The organism is Actinomadura sp., from assembly GCF_044508335.1.
In the GTDB taxonomy this organism is placed as follows: domain Bacteria; phylum Actinomycetota; class Actinomycetes; order Streptosporangiales; family Streptosporangiaceae; genus Spirillospora.
In genome coordinates, this window is sequence record NZ_JBIQHY010000043.1 from 1 (window position 1) to 18,998 (window position 18,998).

At 73.1% G+C, this 18,998-nt stretch carries 16 protein-coding genes; 9 read left to right on the forward strand and 7 right to left on the reverse strand.

From position 1 onward, the window contains the following. Nucleotides 1-627: 627 nt before the first annotated feature. Nucleotides 628-822 (forward strand): DUF397 domain-containing protein, encoded by a 195-nt coding sequence (locus ACIWVC_RS16915; RefSeq protein WP_396454293.1) that lies wholly within the window; start codon nucleotides 628-630, stop codon nucleotides 820-822. 785 nt (nucleotides 823-1,607) lie between these two features. On the opposite strand, the gene ACIWVC_RS16920 is transcribed toward ACIWVC_RS16915, so the two are convergent. Continuing rightward, nucleotides 1,608-2,483 carry a LysR family transcriptional regulator gene (locus ACIWVC_RS16920; RefSeq protein ID WP_396448584.1) on the reverse strand — a complete coding sequence of 292 codons (876 nt, stop codon included), beginning with the start codon at nucleotides 2,481-2,483 and terminating at the stop codon, nucleotides 1,608-1,610. A gap of 152 nt (nucleotides 2,484-2,635) precedes the next feature. Here ACIWVC_RS16920 and ACIWVC_RS16925 point away from each other — a divergent pair, with 152 nt between their 5' ends. Both ACIWVC_RS16925 and ACIWVC_RS16930 read left to right on the forward strand, forming a co-directional pair. Continuing rightward, entirely contained in the window at nucleotides 2,636-3,259 is a 624-nt protein-coding gene (locus ACIWVC_RS16925; protein ID WP_396448585.1) for an NADPH-dependent F420 reductase, read from the forward strand. Between the two features lie 59 nt (nucleotides 3,260-3,318). Continuing rightward, the gene (locus ACIWVC_RS16930; RefSeq protein ID WP_396454294.1) at nucleotides 3,319-4,152 is read left to right on the forward strand and encodes a lysostaphin resistance A-like protein; all 834 of its coding nucleotides are present in this window, start codon (nucleotides 3,319-3,321) and stop codon (nucleotides 4,150-4,152) included. A 95-nt stretch (nucleotides 4,153-4,247) separates the two neighbouring features. On the opposite strand, the gene ACIWVC_RS16935 is transcribed toward ACIWVC_RS16930, so the two are convergent. The 3 genes from ACIWVC_RS16935 to ACIWVC_RS16945 are packed head-to-tail and all read right to left on the reverse strand — an operon-like array spanning nucleotide 4,248 to nucleotide 6,147. Then, nucleotides 4,248-4,928 (reverse strand): DUF899 domain-containing protein, encoded by a 681-nt coding sequence (locus ACIWVC_RS16935; protein ID WP_396454295.1) that lies wholly within the window; start codon nucleotides 4,926-4,928, stop codon nucleotides 4,248-4,250. Nucleotides 4,929-4,981: 53 nt separating this feature from the next. After that, a complete protein-coding gene (locus ACIWVC_RS16940; RefSeq protein ID WP_396448588.1) occupies nucleotides 4,982-5,317 on the reverse strand; it encodes a VOC family protein in 336 nt (111 codons plus the stop codon). After that, nucleotides 5,317-6,147 (reverse strand): sigma-70 family RNA polymerase sigma factor, encoded by an 831-nt coding sequence (locus ACIWVC_RS16945; protein WP_396454296.1) that lies wholly within the window; start codon nucleotides 6,145-6,147, stop codon nucleotides 5,317-5,319. The genes ACIWVC_RS16940 and ACIWVC_RS16945 overlap by 1 nt, the downstream gene beginning before the upstream one ends. A gap of 76 nt (nucleotides 6,148-6,223) precedes the next feature. Here ACIWVC_RS16945 and ACIWVC_RS16950 point away from each other — a divergent pair, with 76 nt between their 5' ends. After that, nucleotides 6,224-6,637, forward strand: a complete 414-nt coding sequence (locus ACIWVC_RS16950; RefSeq protein ID WP_396448591.1) for a VOC family protein — start codon at nucleotides 6,224-6,226, stop codon at nucleotides 6,635-6,637. 61 nt (nucleotides 6,638-6,698) lie between these two features. Here the strand turns inward: ACIWVC_RS16950 and ACIWVC_RS16955 are convergent, their stop codons facing one another. Next, nucleotides 6,699-8,069, reverse strand: a complete 1,371-nt coding sequence (locus ACIWVC_RS16955) for an alpha/beta hydrolase family protein (RefSeq protein WP_396454297.1) — start codon at nucleotides 8,067-8,069, stop codon at nucleotides 6,699-6,701. 73 nt (nucleotides 8,070-8,142) lie between these two features. On the opposite strand from ACIWVC_RS16955, the gene ACIWVC_RS16960 reads away from it, so the two are divergent. After that, nucleotides 8,143-9,093, forward strand: coding sequence for an ArsR family transcriptional regulator (locus ACIWVC_RS16960; RefSeq protein ID WP_396448594.1), 951 nt, complete (start codon nucleotides 8,143-8,145; stop codon nucleotides 9,091-9,093). A 63-nt stretch (nucleotides 9,094-9,156) separates the two neighbouring features. On the opposite strand, the gene ACIWVC_RS16965 is transcribed toward ACIWVC_RS16960, so the two are convergent. Then, nucleotides 9,157-10,224 (reverse strand): nitrous oxide reductase family maturation protein NosD, encoded by a 1,068-nt coding sequence (locus ACIWVC_RS16965; RefSeq protein ID WP_396454298.1) that lies wholly within the window; start codon nucleotides 10,222-10,224, stop codon nucleotides 9,157-9,159. A 285-nt stretch (nucleotides 10,225-10,509) separates the two neighbouring features. On the opposite strand from ACIWVC_RS16965, the gene glnII reads away from it, so the two are divergent. After that, nucleotides 10,510-11,523, forward strand: a complete 1,014-nt coding sequence (glnII, locus tag ACIWVC_RS16970) for a glutamine synthetase GlnII (protein ID WP_396448596.1) — start codon at nucleotides 10,510-10,512, stop codon at nucleotides 11,521-11,523. 177 nt (nucleotides 11,524-11,700) lie between these two features. Next, on the forward strand, nucleotides 11,701-12,333 hold the full coding sequence (locus tag ACIWVC_RS16975) for a hypothetical protein (RefSeq protein WP_396454299.1): 633 nt from the start codon (nucleotides 11,701-11,703) through the stop codon (nucleotides 12,331-12,333). Here the strand turns inward: ACIWVC_RS16975 and ACIWVC_RS16980 are convergent. Continuing rightward, nucleotides 12,314-13,156, reverse strand: a complete 843-nt coding sequence (locus ACIWVC_RS16980) for a hypothetical protein (RefSeq protein ID WP_396454300.1) — start codon at nucleotides 13,154-13,156, stop codon at nucleotides 12,314-12,316. The two genes, ACIWVC_RS16975 and ACIWVC_RS16980, sit on opposite strands and share 20 nt — an antisense overlap. A gap of 326 nt (nucleotides 13,157-13,482) precedes the next feature. On the opposite strand from ACIWVC_RS16980, the gene ACIWVC_RS16985 reads away from it, so the two are divergent. Then, complete coding sequence (locus ACIWVC_RS16985) at nucleotides 13,483-14,487, forward strand: alpha/beta fold hydrolase (RefSeq protein ID WP_396448599.1); 1,005 nt, start codon at nucleotides 13,483-13,485, stop codon at nucleotides 14,485-14,487. A gap of 159 nt (nucleotides 14,488-14,646) precedes the next feature. Beyond that, the coding region (locus ACIWVC_RS16990) for a beta-ketoacyl synthase N-terminal-like domain-containing protein (protein ID WP_396454301.1) at nucleotides 14,647-18,998 on the forward strand (4,352 nt) is incomplete at its 3' end.

The following is an 18,998-nucleotide window of genomic DNA, read 5'->3' on the forward strand; positions in this document are numbered from 1 at the left end:
TGCGCGGCCCCGCGCCAGGCCGCCCGGAGCGTGCGGCGTGGGCGCCGGTCACCGGGCGGCCGCGCCGGGCCGCGCATCGCGAAGCCGCCGCTCTGTTCGCCAGGTGCCGGCGGTCACCGGGGCGCGCCCCCGCCCGGACGCTGGTCACCACTACATGGCTGAGCTTCCTTCATGCCTCCGGCGAGGGCACTCCGACTCTGGGAAGCCCGGGGCGTGCCCGTAACGGTTACCGATGGTTGAGGTGGCGCCTGAGCTTCCCGTCTGCCGCCGTCCCGATCGGGGATCTACCAGACCAGGGCCAGGGGGTGAAGGTCGTTCGTCCGGTGGGGCGCTCCACCTTCACCCCCTGGCCCTGGCCCGGCAGCGCGGAGCGCGGGACGACGGCAGACGGGAAGCTCAGGCGGGGGACCGGTTTGCGTGCCACGCGGGAGGGCGGCCCCGTGCCACTTGCGTGCCACATCGGAGCGCGGGAGCTATGGGGCGCGGCAGGTCAGGACCTTGATCAGCCTGCGTGATCATGCCTGGCGAAGTTCGGGAGCTTTCGATTACGTTCGACCGTATCGGCGTGAAGGCTGCCTCCGAGGAAGCCTCTCGCAAGATCGTGGAACAGTACTTGGAGAGGTACACATGATCGTCCAGTGGCGCAAGAGTTCCTACAGCGGCGGCGTGAACGACGAGCAGTGTGTTGAGCTGGGGCGACTTGCGCTGGGGGCCGGGGTCGGGGTGCGGGACAGCAAGGACCCGGCCAGGGGATACCTCACCTTGTCCGTTGTGGAGTTCGCTGATCTGATCGAGCAGGTCAAGCGGCACCCGGCTCGCTGACCAGACGTCTGGCCTCACTCTTGGTCCTGCGCCTGCTCGTCGCGCGCTGGTAGATCACCGCGGCCCGCACGCTGTCATGGCCCATCCGTTCCAAAGGTCGCCGAGCGTCGCCTCAAACTTGGCTGCGAACGTGTTCCCGGTGTGGCGGAGGGGTGTGAAATCGGAGGTCGGCGCGCTGGGCTTGGTCAGGGTCTCGTCCCACTTGTTCGCGCGCCGGAAGTTCGCCCGCCGCAGGACACCGCCGCGCTTGCCGGTGAAGATCAGCGCGTCGGGCTCAGCGCCGCTGAAGTCGCCGAGATGTCGCCGCTGATCCGGGATGACCGCATGGGGGTGCCACAGCGCGAAGGCCGGTGCGTGACTTCGGTGGAGTGATGATCAGGCTCGCCGGTGTCCAACTCGACTTGCGCTTGCCGAACGGCGACCGTCCCGGCGTTGAGGTCATCGGGGAGACGGCGGTCAGGCTGCTGCGCGACCCGCGCCAGGCCGCTCGAAGCGTGCGGCGTGGGCGCCGGTCACCGGGCGGTCGCGCCGGGCCGCACTTCGCCACGCCTCCGCGACGTCCGGCAGATGTCGGCGGTCACCGGGGCGCACCGCTGCCCAACGAACTCAGCCGGTCAGTAGCCCGTGCGCGCCAGGATGCCCGCATGGCCAGCGAATGGGAGCCTCTCGACAGACTGATCATCGAATGTCAGATTCTGCCGGCTGTCTCTCGCTTGGTTAAGAATCGGGAGTCCGATTCGTTTCTCTGAAATCACCTCATTTGAAACGGCACCGCTTGCACGCCGTCACATCTCATAGTTCCCGCATTCCGCGGTGGTCTCGGCCGTCGCCTGCGCCGCGGTGAAGAAGTCGTCGGCCAGCGGCGAGGTGCGCGATGCCGCCATCGCGAGGCACACCTGGTCGGGCGGGAGTTCCGGGATGGGTACGTAGCCGATGCCCGGGCGTGAGTAGAACAGCGTTTCCGAACGCCCCACGAACGAGATGCCCCGGCCGGCCGCGACGTGCTCGAGTTTCTCCTCCACGCCACGTACCCGGAGCCCGGAGTCGGGGTGCGGGCGCCTGGTGGGGTGCGTGCTCGGGTCGGCATGCCAGACCAGCGGCTCACCGGCCAGGTCGGCCTCGGTGACCTGCTCCCTACCGGCCAGCCGGTGGCCTGCGGGCAGCACCACCATGAGCGGCTCGGTGTACAGCGGAATGACGCGCAGGCCGGTCTCGTCGATGGGCAGCCGCACGAAGCCGACGTCGATGCGGCCGTCGAGCAGCATCGTGGCCTGGTCGTCCCATTCGATCCGGTGCACGTCCACGACCACGTCCGGATGCCGGGCCTCGAACGCCCGGGCCGCCGGGATGACCGGGATACCGGTCCGGAAGCCGACCGCCAGCCGCCGGCTGCCCCGCGCGGCCGCGGTCACCCGGCGGCGGACCGCGTCCGCGGAGGCCAGCAGCGGGCCGGCGTCGGCCAGCAACTGCCTGCCGGCGTCGGTCAGCGCCACGCCGTGGCTGTCCCTTGTCAGCAGCGGGGTGCCGAGATCTTTTTCCAGCGCGCGGATCTGCCGGCTGAGCACCGGCTGCGCGATGTGCAGCTCATCGGCGGCGCGGCCGAAGTGCAGCCTGCCGGCGACGGCGACGAAATAGCGGACCTTGCGCAGGTCCAGATCCATGAAGCCTCCCGGTCCGGCGATGCCTCCAGGGTATCGCAGCTGCTGAAAGAAGTATCGGATACCGACCTACCCACGGGAATGGCGCAAGGGCCACAACCGTTTGGCAGCAGGCACAGCGTCCTAATCAGTTCCAAAAAAAGAAGGCAGACGAAATGAGTGGCGTCAGCATTATCGGCCTGGGCGGCATGGGCCACGCCATAGCCGCACGCGCGGTCGCCGGCGGCAACGGCGTCGAGATCATCGGCCGCGACGCGGCCAAGGCGAAGGACCTGGCCGCGACGCTCGGCGGCGGGGCCACAGTTGGGACATTCGGCGCCGTCCCGGTCGGCGACATCGTCGTCCTGGCCGTGCCATACGCCAGCGCCGTGCCGGTCGTCGCCCGTTACGGGGACGCACTGGCCGGCAAGTTCATCATCGACATCTCCAACACGTTCAACGCCGACGCCACCGGGGTCGTCACCCCTGAAGGCACGTCCGGTGCGCAGGAGATCGCCAAGGCAGTCCCGGAGAGTGCGCACGTGGTGAAGGCGTTCAACACGGTCTTCGGCCACGTGCTGGCCCAGGGGCGTCCGTTGGACGTGTTCGTCGCCGGAGATGACGCGCGGGCCAAGGCCGACGTGTCGGCGTTCATCGAGAGCCTCGGACTGCGCCCGCTCGATGTCGGCGGCCTGGAGATGGCCCGGTGGCTGGAAGCGGTCGGCCCGCTGCTGATGGGCCTGGCCCGCAACGGCGCGGGGACCTTCGACATCGCCCTCGGCGTCGACCTCTCCGGCTGAGCGCACCCCTGCCGACAGCCCGCGGCGCCCACGCCGCGGATTCTCACGAAGGAGTCATCATGCGTCTGATATGGCAGCTTTTAGCGGTAGTGGCGGTCTGGATCCCCGGCAGCTTCGGCACGGCGGCGGCGAAGGACAACCCCTGGCTGGCGCTCGTCGCCGGCGTCCTGACGGCCGTCGTCGCGGTCCTGGTCTACGGCTGGGTGGTGCGGCGCACCGAGCACCGGACCCCCGTCGAAGTGTCGCCGAAGGGGGCAGGCGCCGCGATCGGCTGGGGCACGCTGCTCGGCATCGCGCTGTTCGGGACGGTCATCGCGAACATCGCCTTCATCGGCGAATACACGATCAACGGCCTGGGCACGCCGGCGAACGCGGTCGCCCTGCTCGGCATCATGGCGGGTGCCGCCGTGACCGAGGAGCTGGTCTTCCGCGGTGTCCTGTTCCGGAACGTCGAGCATTGGACCGGAACCTGGATCGCGCTCGTGCTGACCGGCTCGCTGTTCGGCCTGATCCACCTGCTCAACGCGAACGCCACCCTGTGGGGCGCCGTCGCCATCGCCATCGAGGCGGGCGGGATGCTGACCGCCGCGTACATCGCCACCCGCAAGCTGTGGGTGCCGATCGGTCTGCACTTCGGCTGGAACGTCGCCGCGAGCGCCATCTTCAGCACCGAGGTGTCGGGCAGCAACACCCCGCAGGGGCTGCTGGACGCGACGATGTCGGGTCCCGCGCTTGTCACGGGCGGCGACTTCGGACCGGAGGGCAGTGTGTACGCCGTGGTGTTCGGCGTGGTGGCCACCGTCGTGTTCATGTGGCTGGCACACCGGCGTGGTCACGTGCTCCCCGTCCGTCGCCCGGCCCGGACGGACATGGCCGCTGGGCTCGCCAAGTGATCCAACGCCCCCGGATCCCGGACCGTGACGGCAGAGCGACGTCACGGTTCGGGAGTGCCGTCGGCTTGGTACACAGGCGGCCGGAGTACTAACCGTTAGGAGTGCTCGCCGTAGGCGGCGGCGATTTGTTCGGAGCTGGGCCAGCGGGAGTAGGTGGGGGACTGCGGCCAGCCCTTCGGGGAGTCCTGCCATTCCTCCTGCCGGCCGTACGGGAGGACGTCGATCAGGGCGAACGAGTGGCTGAGCTGCTCGGTGCCCCGGCCGTTGGTGTGCCAGGTCCGGTAGACGGTGTCGCCGTCGCGGAGGAAGACGTTGACTGCGAAGCCGCCGCCTGGGGGCGCGCCTACGTCGCTGCCGAAGGAGCTGTTCGCGGTGGAGTACCAGGTCATCTTGTTGCCGACCCGGCGCTTGTAGGCGAGTGCCTCCTCGATCGGCCCCTGCGTGACGATGACGAACCGGGCGTCGTAGGCGTCCAGGAACTCCAGGCGCGTGAACTGGGACGTGAAGCCGGTGCAGCCCGAGCACTGCCAGGTCTCGTCCGGGAACCACATGTGGTTGTAGACGATCAGCTGGCTCTTGCCCTCGAAGATGTCGGCGAGGCTGACCGGGCCGTTTTCGCCTTCGAGGGTGTAGTCGGGCATCTCGACCATCGGCATCCGGCGGCGCTCGGCGGCGATCGCGTCGAGTTCCCGCGTCGCGGCCTTCTCCCGGACGCGCAGGTCGTCGAGGTGCTGCTGCCAGGTCTCGGCGTCGACGATGGGCGGTAGTGCAGGCATGGCTCCTCCAGATCCGTGTGTCCGCAGGTGTGGACCATGCCCGGCCGTCGAATTCATCGGTGCCCGGCGGACTGGATGAAACGCAGTGTGTTGCCGGACGGGTCCAGGAACGCGCAGGTGCGGGTGCCGTCGGGACGGGTGATCGGTTCCTGCATCACTTCGGCGCCTGCGGCCTCAGTGCGCTCGAAGGCGGCGTCGCAGTCGTCGGTTGGGACGGTGAGCTCGCTCGGGTCCTCGAGGTCTGGTGAGGCCGCAAGGACGACCTGTGCGTTCGGGGAGCTGACGGTCGCCTGTTGAGCGTCCCGGTGGACGACGTTGAAGCCGAGTACCTCGCGGTAGAAGGCGAGAGCCTCGTCCAGGTCGTGGACCGCCAGAGTGCGGCGGCTCATCACCGCTCCTCGGCGGTCGGGAGGTAGACGATGTCGAGATCGGTCGGGGCGGTGTCGATGTCGATGCGGGTGATCTTCCCGGCGGTGATGGTGAAGGAGAAGACGGCCTTCGGGCGGCCTCGGTGCGACCAGACGGCCCCGGGGACGCCGTTGACCAGGGCCAGGCGGGCGGCCTGGGCTCGGCCGGAGAAGAAGGCCGCCACTTCGCGGGCGCCGCGGATCTCGCCGGCCGCGGCGTCCGGGGCGAGCAGTTCCAGCAGGGCGGTGAAGTCTCCGCCGCGGGACGCGGCCAGGAAGGCGGCGACGATCTCCCGGTTGGGCGAGCGCGACGATTCCTCGGCTGCGCCCTGTACCCGGCGGCGGGCGCGGCTGGCCAGCTGGCGTGCGGCTGCCGGGGACTTGTCCAGGATGGCGCCGATCTCCGCGAAGGGGACGGCGAAGATGTCGTGCAGGACGAACGCGAGACGTTCGGTCGGGGTGAGCGTGTCCAGCACGACGGTCAGCGCGACGCCGACGGAGTCGGCTAGTAGGGCCTCGTCCTCGGGGCCGGCCTGGGCTGGGGCCGCCCGCTCGGGCGGTAGGGCACCGGCTGAATGCTCGCGCCGGGTCCGGCGCGACTCCAGCATGTTCAGGCAGACCCGGGCGACGATCGTCGTCAGCCAGCCGCCCGGGTTCTCGATCTCGCCGGTGTCGGCGCGGCCGACCCGCAGCCACGCCTCCTGTACCGCGTCCTCGGCCTCGCTGCGGGAGCCCAGCATCCGGTAGGCCAGCGCCTCCAGGCGGCCCTGGTGCTCGGCGAACCGCTCGCTCAGCCAGTCGTGTTCGGCCATCCGTCACATTCCTCCATCCGTGCCTGTCATACCGATTGACCGGCGGGACCACGCCGATGTGACGAAAGGACCAGATATGAAAGCGCACGTCAGCACGATCCTCATCGGCGTCCAGGACATGGACCGGACGAGGCGGTTCTACACCGACGGGCTCGGCTGGGAGATCCGGGACGACTACGGCGTGTCGATCATCTTCGCGTCGGACGGGTCCTCGCTCGTCGGCTTCTACGAGCGGGCGGGCCTGGCCGGCCAGGTCGGCGTGAGCCCCGAGGGCAGCGGCTTCAGCGGGATCGTCCTGACGTACGTCGTCCGCAGCGAGGCGCGGGTGGACGAGATCATCGCGGAGGCCGAGAAGGCCGGCGCGACGATCCACAAGCCGGCCGGCCCCCTGTCGTGGGGCGGGTACGGCGGCACCTTCGCGGACCCGGACGGCTACGTCTGGAGCATCAGCTACAGCGCCCAGGGCGAGAACCAGCCGTACGCGGAGTAGCCGCGAGGACCCCCTGTTTCCGGGACGGACGGAGACAGGGGGTCATGCCCCCGCGCAGCGGCTACGGACGCAGGTAGCGCGACGGGTGGTGCAGGGTGAAGGACGGTGTCGTCGGGTGCAGGCCCGGCTCAGGGTCCGGGTCGAAGACGGTCTGGTAGTCCGGGCCGAGTGAGGCGGCGGCCCGGTTGAGCACTGATGGGCGCGTGCCGGGCCAATGGCGGGTATCCATGCGGGTCAGAAGGGTTCGCAGGGCGGTTATCTCTTCAGACGCGCTGAAAGTGCAGTGGTTGCCCCGGTCCACATAGAGCTGCTTCAAGTTCGCCGGGTTGCCCGCTCGCCGCACCTGCGTGGCGTAATAGCGCTGGTTCTCGGGCGGGACGTTGCCGTCCCCCGTCGAGTGCAGGGTGATCACCGGCCACGGTGTGCGGCCCGTGGGGGTGCCGAAGCGGTCCATGTAGCGCACGGCCTTCGGGTCCGCCTTGATGCGCGGTGCGGCGTTCAACCTCTCCAGGTCCTTGCGGAGGCTCAGCCCGGCCTCGCGGTACGCCTTGATGACCAGCGACTTCTGGCTGGAGCGGGCGAACAGCTTCCGGTAGTCGACGCCGGTGTTCCAGGACGGGTTTCCGCCCGCGCGCGACTCCATGTCCGACCGGTTCAGACCCCAGAAGGCGCCCCGGTCGTAAGCGGCGTAGTAGTACTGCTGCTGTACCTGCTCGGCGAGCGTCTTCGGCGTCGGCGCACGCGACGTGTATCGAGCGGGGACGTCCGCCAGAGCGCTCGCCAGAGCGAGCCGGGCGCGGCCACTGGCGTCACCCAGCGCGGACGTGAGGACGCCCCGAGCGTTCGAGGTGTTCGCCTCCGGGTCCTTGATGCGCACCAGTTCGAGCCCAGGGTCGACCAGCGTCTTGATGGCGAAGTTCGCATCGAGTGCGCTGTTGAAGTGCCCGGTGGTGCCGCCGAGCACGCCGCAAAGCGAAGCGACGCCGGCGAAGCGGGCAGGGTTGCGCTCCGCCAGGAGCACGGCCACGAGGCCGCCCGCCGACGCCCCCGCGGAAATGGTGCGGCGTGGCTTGCCGACGTTGGCGGTGAACCAGTCGAGCAGGGCGATCTGGTCCTTGAGGCCGGACTCCACGACGCCCCAGCCGCGCACCGTGCGGAACTGGGACGCCGCCAGCGCGTAGCCGTGGTCGAGCAGCCACCGCTCAGTCGCCGGATGGTTGGTCAGCGAGATGTCCGTGGGCGCCGGGAACTCCAGGCTGTAGGCGCCGTGGCTCCAGAGGAGCAGCGTCCCGTTCCAGCGGCTCGGGACTTCGACGCGGTACGGGACCCCGTCGATGTCGCCTTCGTGGACGCCGGCGCGTGCGGGCGCCGCGATGGAGATCAAGGCTGCGGCCATCACGAACGGGACGGTGCGGCAGATCAGGCGCTTCATGGCGGCACCCTCCATGAGCCCCGAACCCCGCGCAATGATTTTGGAAATAGCCGAAATGTCATAGATTCCGGTCATGCTGCGGCTCTGGCTCGACTACGACGACCTCGCCAGGATCCGCGTCATTCCCGGCCTCTCGCCGATCGCCCAGACCGTCCTCGGCGCGCAGGCCCTGCGCCGGCCGGGGCCCGCGCCGATCCCCGGCGGGTGGCGGTCCCGCACGCGCGCCCGGCTCACCGGCCCGTCCCGCCTGCTGCTCGACCTGGTGCCGCCCGGCCGCTGGCTCCCCGACTTCCTGACCCCGTACACGCCCGTGCCGGGGCTCGAAGCGGAGCTCGACGCCGTCGCCTCGACGCCCGCCCGGCGCATCCGCGCCGAGCTGGAGCGCTCGCACGGCCCGCGTCCCCCCGCGTCGTGGCTGCCCCGGCTGGCCGCCGGGGAGCGCGAGACGATGCGGGCGCTGGTCCGCGGCCTCAGGGACTTCCACCGGACCGCGCTGGCGGACGTGTGGCCCGAACTCGGCGAGCACCTGTCCGCCGAGGCGGCCGGTCACGCGAGGACGATGGCCGAGCAGGGGATCGGCGGCCTGCTGGGGAACCTGCACCCCGCCGTCCGCTGGACGCCCCCGGTCCTGGAGATCGAGACGCTGCGCGACGGCGACGTCCGGCTGCGCGGACGCGGGCTCGTGATCATGCCGTCGCCGTTCGTCACCGGCCCGCGCGTCCTGGTCGCCGGCGGCGGCCCGGCGAGCATCGTGCTCCCGGCGTCCCGCCCGCTCAGCGGGTCGAGCGGCGCGGCCCTGCCGCGGGTGTTCGGCCGGACCCGCGCGGCCGCTCTCCGGTCGGTCGCCGAGGGCGAGCTCACGACCGGCGCGCTGGCGGCGCGGCTCGGCGTCAGCGCGGCGTCGGCGTCCCAGCACGCGGCCGCCCTGCGCGGCGCCGGCCTCATCGCCAGCGAGCGCCGGGGCAAGACGGTGCACCACGCGCTGACCCCCCTCGGCGAGCGGTTCCTGCGCGGCCGGGGGTGATCGCGCGAGAAGACCCCCTTCCCGGACGCGGGAAAGGGGTCCTCGCGGAGCGTGCGGGTCAGGTCAGCAGAGCCCGCGCGGCTTCGAGGTGCGGCACTTGTTGTGCACGAAGCGGTTGGTCTTGCTGCCGCTCTGGTCGACCAGGTCGTACGGGGCGTTGCCGCGGGCGACGTTGGCCTTGATCAGGTTGTGGCGCGCCGGAAGGGCGTGGCCGCCCGGAGCGGCGACGCCCGGGAAGAGGACGATGCCGCCGGAGTAGTCCAGCTTGCCGCGGTTGGACTTCACGACGTTCTTCTTGACGGTGTTGTGCTCGCCGCCGAAGAACAGGATCCCGGTGCCGCCGAGCGGCGGGACGGGGCCGTGCCCCGCGCAGCTCCGGTTGTTCTTGTAGATCTTGTTCTTCCAGACGTTGTTGTGGCCCTGCCCGCCCTTCTGGCCGTCGTCGACGAGGGCGACCCCGACGCAGTTGCCGGTGATCTCGTTGTCGTGGACGTTGACGTGGTGGGCGTGCCGGACGAGGACGCCGAGCGTGTTGCCGTAGGAGTGGTTGTAGGCGACCTCGGTGCCGCGCGCGTTGGCGGCGTCCCCGACGTAGAGGCCGGCGTCCTCGTCGTTGTCGAGGGTCCAGTTCCAGACGAACCGGCCGCGGGTCGAACGGAATTCGGCGATGCCGTACTCGCCGTTCTTCTTGGCGAGGACGGCCAGCACCGTCAGGCGGTCGGTGTACATGCCGTGCACGCCGTTGGCCTTGAAGCCCTGCACGCTCAGGTTCCGGATCGTCGCGCCCTTGACCGGGTGCTTCGCCTTGCCGATCACGCAGATGCCCATGCCGGGCGCGCCGGCCTTGGCGCAGTGGTCGCGGTGCCCCGGACGCAGGATCGTCTCGTTGCCCTCGCCGCGGATGGTGAGGCGCTTGCGGACGAGGACGCCGCCCGCGTAGTGGCCCTTCTTGAGCCGGATGGTGTCGCCGGGTCTGGCGCGGTCGACGGCCGCCTGGATCGAATGGCCGGGCAGGACGACATGGGTGCGCCCGCCCTTCGGGCCGCCGGCCGCCTGGCTCGCCGGCGCGACGGAGGCGAGCCCCGCCAGCACGACGACCGTGCCGAGCGAGGCCGAGAAAATCCGCCTCATCCGTTTTCCCCCGTTCTGTTTTTCCTGGTAGGAGCCGCCGCGGCATGCGCCGGACGGCATTCCGTGATCATCTTGGAACGGGCGGTGTAATCGGCCGGTGCCGGTGGGGTAAACAATCGGGGGGACTTTGCGGCGGCGGGCGCAATGGGCCGGTGTGACGAACGTCTCCGCAGGTCGGGGTGCGTGTTACATGGCGTTCACATACGGGCAACAGGTCGGAAATGCCCGGTTGGCACGTTCTACGGGGCCGAACCCGTGAGGCCAGGCGGAACGAGAGGACCGACGTTGAGCTACAAGGCCGAGTACATCTGGATCGACGGCACCGAGCCGACCGCGCGGCTGCGGTCGAAGACGCGGATCCTCGCCGACGGCGCAGATCTGCCGGACTGGGGGTTCGACGGCTCCAGCACCAACCAGGCGCCGGGCGACCGGTCCGACTGCGTCCTGAAGCCGGTCTTCTCCTGCCCCGACCCCATCCGGGGCGGCGCCAACAAGCTCGTCCTGTGCGAGGTCTTCCTCGTGGACGGGACGCCCCACGAGACCAACCAGCGGGCCAAGCTCCGCCCGATCGCCGAGCAGTACGCCGACCAGGACTCCTGGTACGGGATCGAGCAGGAGTACACGTTCTTCAAGGACGGCCGCCCGCTCGGCTTCCCCGAGCGCGGCTACCCGGCCCCGCAGGGCTTCTACTACTGCGGCGTGGGCGCCGACGAGGTGTTCGGGCGCGAGATCGTCGAGCGGCACATGGACGCCTGCCTGGACGCCGGCCTGAAGATCTCCGGCATCAACGCCGAGGTCATGCCGGGCCAGTGGGAGTTCCAGATCGGCCCTGCGGGCCCGGTCGAGGTCGGCGACCACATGTGGGTCGCCCGGTGGCTGCTCTACCGCATCGCCGAGGAGTACGACGTGGCCGCGACCCTCGACCCGAAGCCGGTGGAGGGCGACTGGAACGGCGCCGGCGCGCACACGAACTTCTCGACCAAGGCCATGCGCGAGGGCTACGACGCGATCATCACGGCGTGCGAGGCGCTCGCCGAGAAGGCCGACGAGCACGTCGCGAACTACGGCGCCGACATCCAGCGCCGGCTGACCGGCATGCACGAGACGGCCGCGTGGAGCACGTTCAGCTACGGCGTGTCCGACCGCGGCGCCTCCGTGCGCATCCCCTGGCAGGTCGAGGTGGATAAGAAGGGCTACATCGAGGACCGCCGCCCCAACGCCAACGTCGACCCGTACGTGGTGACCAGGCTGATCACCGGCACGTGCTGCGCGGCGCTGGAGAAGGCCGGCCAGGTCTGACGACCGGACGTCTGACGACCGGACGGGGACGGCGCCCCCGGTCCGCGGCCCCAGGCCGCCGCCGGGGGCGCCGGCATGCCGGGGTACGGGGCCAAACAACTGCAAATTGTCGAACTTGGGCGAGTTCCCACATCGCTGCCGGGTAGCACGTCTACGTTCGCACCCGGGGGAGGGAACATGCCCGACTCGCCATCCGGGCGGTACCCCGGCGGCCTGCCCGGCAGGCACGCCGGCCGTCCTGCGCCGCGGCCCTGGGAACGGTCGTTCCGGTGCCCTTCCACGGCGCGGCGCCGCACGGTCGAGGCGCCGCCGAAGCGGTACGAGGACTTCGTCGCGCTGCACGAGGAGATCGCCGCCGCCGAGTCCGGGCCGCCGCTGCGCCCGCTGTGGTGGACGGGCATCTCCGCGTCCCTGGTGGGCGGCGGCCTGGCGTTCGCCGCGGTGATGGCGCTGCGCGCGGCGTTCGGCGTGGAGGTCCCGGTGTTCGCGGGCGGGCACACGCCCGCGGCGCCCGCCGCCACCAGCTACGCGCTGTGCGCGATGGCGGCCACGATCCAGGCGACCGCGCTGATGCACCTGCTGCTCGCGACGGCGGCGCGTCCCGTCCGGGCGTTCGCGTGCATCGGCGCGATCGCCGTCTTCGTGCTGACGGTGCTGCCGCTGACCATGCGCGGCCCGTTCGACGCGGCGCTCGCGACGTCCGGTCTCAACCTGGCCGGCGGGACCGCCGTGGTCGTGCTGCTGTCGGCGGTGGTGGGCGCGTCCCGGCAGTTCCCCTGGGACGGGCCGCTCAGGCGCGGCCGAGGGTGATCGTCAGCGGGTCGGGCGCGGTCGAGGACGTCACCCGCAGATGCCGGAGCCGCCGCCACACCTGCACGTCCACCCCCTCGTCGGGGGCGAGCAGCCGCAGTTCCCGGTGCATCCCGGAGAAGCCGACGCACAGCGACACGTCCCACGTCCCGCGCGGCAGCGGGTCGTCGATGAGCGCCCGGGTCACCGGGACGGCGGCGGTGTAGCGCAGCCGGTCGGGTTGCTCCTCCAGCATGGCGATGACCTCGAACCTGCGGTCCGAGGCCGGCTGGGTCAGCAGCAGCGTCCCGGAGATCGGCATGCTGATCTCCCGCAGGTCCAGGTGGCCGGTGACGACGATCTCGGCGCGCTCCCCGTTCCAGCGCGTCCCGTCGGCGCGGACGGACCCGGCGGAGTGCGAGCGCCCGCCGACGTCGACCTTGAGGAGGCCGTCGATGCCGAAGTAGGCGATGACCGTGACCGAACCGGGCAGGAACCGCCGCTGCGGCGACGGGTCCATGCCGGGGGCGCGGCCGAGCGGGACCGTGCCGGGCGCCGGCGGCGAGCCGATCGCCAGGCCGACGTCCCACAGCCCGCCGGGCAGCGGCCGCCCGCCCATGACGGACGCGACGTCCACCTCCGCCTCGAAGGTGACGACGCCGTTGCGGGCCTCGACGGCGACGGGCACGCGCAGCCGGCCGCCCTCATCCTGCTCGTGCAGCACCAGTTCGATCTCGGGGACGGCCCCGCCGGGCTCGAACCGGCCGGTGAGCCGCAGCACGGACCCCGCCCAGCCGACCTCCGTCAGGTGAGGATCCGGCATCGCCACCTCCGCCTCGTCCATCAGCGTTCTCCCTCAGCGTCCCCCCGTCGCCGCCGTCGAACCGGCGCGGGGGACGGGGAAGGGGGAGAGGCGGGTGCCCGGGCGGCCCGCACGGGTTCCGGGCCGCCACGGACCGTGATCGCCATTATGCGCGATGTCGCCGCCCCCGTGCGAGATTCTCACGAGGCCACCTCCGGCCCGCGCTGTCAAGCCGAATTCACGCAGGCTTCACAGGGCGGTGATTTCCGGGGGACGGTGACCAGTGTATTAATGGCCTGGACGGCGGCGGCCGCCTTTGGTCAATGCGCCCGCGCCGTTATCCACGAATGCGGACGGATACTGACGAAATGATCCTCTCCCCGCGGGGCCTGCGAGACGCGACGTCCAATCTGTTCCGGCTGGCGCTGTCCGACCGGTTCGCCGATCTGCGCCCGATGCCGGCGGAGCCGATCGACGCCGGACCCGGGCGGACGGTGCGCCGCTACCGGCCGCCGGAGGGGCTGGTGCCGGCCGGGCCGCCGGTGCTGTTCGTGCCGCCGCCGGGCACCCCGGCCCGCTGCTACGACCTGCGCCGCGGGTGCAGCCTCGCCGAGCACGTCGTCCGCGCCGGGCGCCGCAGCTACCTGCTCGATCACGACCCCGCCCGGTACGACGACCCCGACCCGGCCCTGCAGCGGTGGGTCGGGGAGGTGCTGCCGGCGGCGATCCGCGCGGTCAGCCGGGACGCGGGCGGGCAGCCCGTCCAGCTCGTCGGCTGGTGCCTCGGCGGGATCATGGCGCTGCTGGCCGCCGCCGCCGACCCCGGCCTGCCGATCGCGTCGGTCGCCGCCGTCGCCGCGCCGGTGGACGCGGCCGCGGCGCGGCTCGCCCCGCCGCCGGACCGGGGCGGCGTGGAGAAATATCTGCTGCGCCCCTGCGCGATGATCGGCCATCTCGACAGCGCCGATTTCCTCGCGCAGATCGAGGCGATGGAGCATTTCCGGCACTTGACGACCGCCCATCCCGGGCATGCCGCCAGACGGATTTACCGCGCCCTTCTGGACGGAGGGGCCCTCCTGCGCGGCGCCGTGGAGATCGGCGGCCGCACCGTCGATCTCGGCCGGATCGGCGTGCCGGTGCTGGCGGTCGCGGGACGCGGCGACGGGTTCGCGCCCGTCCGCGCCGTCCGGCCGCTCGTCGGCGCGCTGCGCGGGGCGCCGCAGGTGCGGTTCGAGATCGCGTCCGGCGGCCACCTCGGCGTGCTGACCGGGCGCGAGGCCAGGGCGACCACGTGGCGGCACCTCGACCGGTGGCTCGACGAGGGCATCGTCAGGCACGGGATACGCGCGCAGCGCGCCGCCGTACCCGGCTGATCCGGATCTTCGGGGTCTTCCGCACGCCAAGGGACGTCCCAATCTTCTTTGCGGCGCAGCCAGCGACACGCCCGCGAGTGTGTCGTCTCGGTAATCGTCGCGTCGCCGACCGTAGTGTGGCGCTCCGTTGTTGGCGCACGGGACGTCGGGGGGCACAGCATGACGGCGGACGCCGGCGGATACGGCATGTCACGGGGGCACCCGGCCCCCGCGGAAGGCGCCGGGACGGAGATCATCGGGGCCGCCCCGCCCGGCCGGCCCGTGCCCCATCTCACCGTGGCCGTCGCGCGCGCCGGCGGGACGGGGATCCTCGACCTCGGCGCCGACCGGGCGCCCGCGCTCGCCGCGCTCGCCGACGTGCGCCGCTGGTGGGCGGGCCCGTTCGGCGTCCGCGTCCCGGCCGGGTGCGGCGTCCGCGCGGCGGAGGTCCCGCCCGCCGCCGGCACCGTCGTCGTGGACGCCCCCGCGCCCGCGTCCGGCGACTGGCTCGACATCGCCGCGATCGCCCGGGGGCGCCGCCTGCTGATCGAGGTCGCGGACCCCGCCGAGGCGGCGGCCGCCGTCCGCGTCGGGCGCGGCCTGACCGACCAGGTCGGGATCATCGCGCGCGGCCGCGGCGACATGACCACGTTCATCCTGCTCCAGCGGCTGCTGGCCGACCTCGACGTCCCGGTGTACGCGGCGGGCGGCATCGGCCCCCACACGGCCGCGGCGTCCGTCGCCGGCGGCGCGGCCGGGATCGTCCTGGACGAGCAGCTCGCCTGCGTCCGGGAGATGGACCTGGGCGGGCTCGACGCGCCGGCGTCGGCGCTCGTCCGCCGCCACAAGACGGCCGGGGGAGTGGTCCAGGCCGTCCGCGAGCAGATCGCCGCGCACCTGCGGGCCGCCGTGCGGGCCGAGCCGCTGGCGCCGCGCCCCGTCCCGGTCGCCGTGCAGGGGCCGATGGCGCAGGTCAGCGACCGGTCGGCGTTCGCGGGCGCGGTCGCGCAGGACGGCGGCCTGCCCTTCCTGGCGCTCGGCGCGATGGACGGCGGCCGGGTGCGGGCGCTGCTGCGGGAGACCGCCGACCGGCTCGGCGACCGTCCCTGGGGCGCCGCGATCGCCGCCGGGGCGCCGCCGGAACTGCGCGCGGAGCAGCTCACCGCCGTCCGGGACGCCCGCCCCCCGTACGCGATCACCGGCGCGGGGGACGCCGCGGAGGCCGCGGCGCTCGAGGCCGCCGGGATCGCCGCCTACCTGCACGCCCCGTCGCCCGAGGCGCTCGGCCGGCTCCTCGGCGAGGGCGCGCGGAAGTTCGTCCTCGCGGGCCGCGAGGGCGGCGGCCCCGTCGGGCCGCACGCGAGTTTCCCGCTGTGGGACGCGCAGGTCGAACGGCTGATGGGGTTCGGCGGCGACGCCGGTGAGCTGTCGCTGATGTTCGCGGGCGGCGTCCACGACGAGCGGTCCGCCGCGATGGTCGCCGCGCTGGCCGGGCCGCTGGCCGAGCGCGGCGCCGACGTCCGCGTCCTGATGGGCACCGCCTACCTGTTCACGCAGGAGGCGGTCGCGGCCGGCGCCATCGCGCCCGGCTACCAGGAGGTCGCGCTCGCCTGCGAGGGCACCGCCCTGCTGGAGACCGCCCCCGGGCAGGCGGTCCGCTGCGCCCGCACCCCCTACGTCGAAACGTTCGAGGAGACCCGCCGCGAGCTGGAGCAGGCCGGGACGCCGGAGCCGGAGGTGCGGCGCCGCCTGGAGAAGCTGAACTCCGGGCGCCTGCACCTGGCGAGCCGGGGACTGCGGCTCGGCACGCCCGTCGACCCCGTCCGGCAGCGCTCCGAAGGCATGTACGCGATGGGGCAGGCGGCGGCGCTGCGCTCGGCCCGGACCGGGATCGCCGACCTGCACGAGCAGGTCACCTCCGGCGCGACCGCGTTCCTCGCGGCGCGCGCCGCCGAGCTGGGCATCGGGGCCGCCGACGCCGCGCGGGAACCCGCGCGCCCGGCCGGCATCGCGATCATCGGCATGGGCTGCGTCGCCCCGGGCGCCCGCGACACCGACGGCTACTGGGCGGGCGTCGTCCGCGGCGCCGGCGAGCCGGGCGGCCGTCTTCCCGCCGTCCCGTTCGACGCGGCGGCCTACGGCATCCCCGCCGACGCGATCGGCGGCATCGACCCCGTGCAGCTGCTGTCGCTGGAGGTCGCGTCCCGCGCGCTGCGGGACGCGGGCTACGCCGACCGGCCGTTCGACCGGTCCCGGACCTCGGTGTTCTTCGCCGCCGAGGGCGGCGGCGACCTCGGCGCCGCGCACGCCCTGCGCGCGGCGCTCCCGTCCTATCTCGGCGGGCTCCCGGCCGGGCTGGACGAGCAGCTCCCGCGTCCGGCCGGGGACTCCCCGGACGGCGCCGCCGCCGGCGCGGCCGCCGCGCGGATCGCCGACCGCCTCGGCCTCGGCGGAACGGCCTGCACCATCGCCGGGACGTCCCTCGCGGCCCTCGACGCCGCCTGCAAGGACCTCGTGACGGGTTCGAGCTCCATGGCGCTCTGCGTGGGCGCCCGCCTGCACGACCTGGCGTCCGCCCCGGACGAGAGCGTCGCCTGCGTCGTCCTCAAACGCCTCGCCGACGCCGAGCGCGACGGCGACCGGATCTACGCGGTGGTCGAGTCCGTCGCCGGATCCAGCGGCCGGCCCGCCCATGAGCGCGCGCACGAGCGGGCGGGCGTGCCGCCGTCGGCCGCCGGGCTGGCCGGGACGGACGGCCCCGCCGAGCTGATCAAGATCGCCTGCGCGCTGCACACGGGCGTGCTCCCCGGGCCGGCCCGCCCCTGGACCGCCCGCCCCGGCGACCGGTTCGCGGGCGTGGGCGCCTCCGGGTTCTGCGGCGCGCGGTATCACGCCGTCCTCTCCGGCTATGCGGGCGCTCCCGAACCGGTGTCGGGCCTCGCCGAGTGGCCCGCCGAGCTGTTCCTGATCCGCGGCGACGACCGGGCCGCCGCGCGGGAGGAGATCGACCGGCTGGCGCGGCTCCTGGACGACGGGGAGCCCCGCCTGCGCGATCTCGCCCGGACCGCCGCGTCCCTCGAAGGCCCCGTGCAGGCGGCGTTCGCGGCGACCGGGCCGGACGACCTCCGCGAGAAGCTCGCCCTCGCCGCGGAGTTCCGCCCCGAGCGGGGCGTCCGCCTCGCGTCCGGCGAGCCCGGCCAGGTCGCCTTCCTGTTCCCGGACGAGGACGGGCGGCCCGGCACGGTCGCCGATCTCTTCGTCGCCTTCCCCCGCCTCCAGCGCCTGCTGCGCCTCGCCGGCGGGCGCCACGAGGGCACCGGCGTCGCGGGCCTGGCCGTGCACCGCCTGCTCACCGCCGTCGGCGTCCACCCCGACCTCGCCGCCGGCCACGGCCACGGCGAACTCGCCGCGCTCTGCGCCGCCGGCGTCATCGACGACACCGACATGATCGACGTCGGCGCCGTGTGCGCCGGCGCGCCCCCGTCCCGCGACGACCTCCTCGGCCGCGACCTCCGCTCGCCCGCCTTCCCGGTCTGGGCGAACACGACGGCCCGCCCGCACGAGACGGACCCGGCCGACCTGGCCGCGGCGCCGCCCGCGCCCGTCCACGTCGCCGAGCAGATCGAGGCGATGTACGACGCGGGAGCCCGCACGTTCGTGGAGACGGGTCCCGGCCGCGCCCTGACCGACCTCGCCGCCGCGGTCCTCGGCGACCGCCCGCACACCGCCGTCAGCTGCGCCGCCCCCGGCGAGAACGGGCTGGTGGCGCTGCTGCGCGCGCTCGCCGAGCTGGCCGCCGCCGGCATCGCGGTCGACCCGCTGCCCCTCTTCGCCGGACGCGGCACCCGCCCGCTCACCGGCGGTACCGCCGCGCCGGGCTGGCTCGTCGACGGCCACCGCGTACGCACCGCCGCAGGCGGCTACCCGCCCGGCGCGCTCCGCCCGCCGGAGCGCATCGCCGCCGCCCGCCCCGCCGACCCCGCCGTCCTGGAGTACCTGCGCACGAGCCGGGAGATCATCGCCGCCCAGCGCGAGGTCGTCCTCCGCCACCTGGCGGCCCCCGCCGAACCGCCGCGCCCGAGCGTCCCGCCACCGGCCCGCCCAAGCGCCCACGTACGAACCATGGCGCTGTCCGGCGGCCCCACCCCGGCCGCGAAGCAGGAACCCGCCGTCCCCGAAGTCCCGGCCATGCGCAACGAACCGGCCGTGCGCGCCGAACCCGCAGCGCGCCTTGGATCCACCGTGCGGCAAGACCTGGCCGAGTACGAAGAACCGGCCGCGCCACGGGAACCGGTCGCATGCGAGAAGCCGGCCGTGCGCGCCGAGCCGGCCGTGCCAGAGGGCTCGGCTACGCGCGGGGGATCGGCCGTGCGCGAGGGTTCGGCTATGCGCGGGGGATCGGCCGGGTCAGAGGGTTCGGCTACGCGCGAGGGTTCGGCTACGCGCGAGGGTTCGGCTACGCGCGAGGGCTCGGCCCTGCGCGGGGAGTCGGCCGAGCGCGGGGGATCGGTCGTGTCAGAGGGCTCGGCCGT

Coding starts and splice junctions, on each gene's coding strand:
- ACIWVC_RS16955 (WP_396454297.1), bottom strand. CDS start 8,069: ATGAAGCGCCTGATCTGCCGCACCGTCCCGTTCGTGATGGCCGCAGCC.
- ACIWVC_RS16950 (WP_396448591.1), top strand. CDS start 6,224: ATGAAAGCGCACGTCAGCACGATCCTCATCGGCGTCCAGGACATGGAC.
- ACIWVC_RS16985 (WP_396448599.1), top strand. CDS start 13,483: ATGATCCTCTCCCCGCGGGGCCTGCGAGACGCGACGTCCAATCTGTTC.
- ACIWVC_RS16960 (WP_396448594.1), top strand. CDS start 8,143: ATGCTGCGGCTCTGGCTCGACTACGACGACCTCGCCAGGATCCGCGTC.
- ACIWVC_RS16945 (WP_396454296.1), bottom strand. CDS start 6,147: ATGGCCGAACACGACTGGCTGAGCGAGCGGTTCGCCGAGCACCAGGGC.
- ACIWVC_RS16920 (WP_396448584.1), bottom strand. CDS start 2,483: ATGGATCTGGACCTGCGCAAGGTCCGCTATTTCGTCGCCGTCGCCGGC.
- ACIWVC_RS16940 (WP_396448588.1), bottom strand. CDS start 5,317: ATGAGCCGCCGCACTCTGGCGGTCCACGACCTGGACGAGGCTCTCGCC.
- ACIWVC_RS16975 (WP_396454299.1), top strand. CDS start 11,701: ATGCCCGACTCGCCATCCGGGCGGTACCCCGGCGGCCTGCCCGGCAGG.
- ACIWVC_RS16930 (WP_396454294.1), top strand. CDS start 3,319: ATGCGTCTGATATGGCAGCTTTTAGCGGTAGTGGCGGTCTGGATCCCC.
- ACIWVC_RS16965 (WP_396454298.1), bottom strand. CDS start 10,224: ATGAGGCGGATTTTCTCGGCCTCGCTCGGCACGGTCGTCGTGCTGGCG.
- ACIWVC_RS16925 (WP_396448585.1), top strand. CDS start 2,636: ATGAGTGGCGTCAGCATTATCGGCCTGGGCGGCATGGGCCACGCCATA.
- ACIWVC_RS16915 (WP_396454293.1), top strand. CDS start 628: ATGATCGTCCAGTGGCGCAAGAGTTCCTACAGCGGCGGCGTGAACGAC.
- ACIWVC_RS16935 (WP_396454295.1), bottom strand. CDS start 4,928: ATGCCTGCACTACCGCCCATCGTCGACGCCGAGACCTGGCAGCAGCAC.
- ACIWVC_RS16980 (WP_396454300.1), bottom strand. CDS start 13,156: ATGGACGAGGCGGAGGTGGCGATGCCGGATCCTCACCTGACGGAGGTC.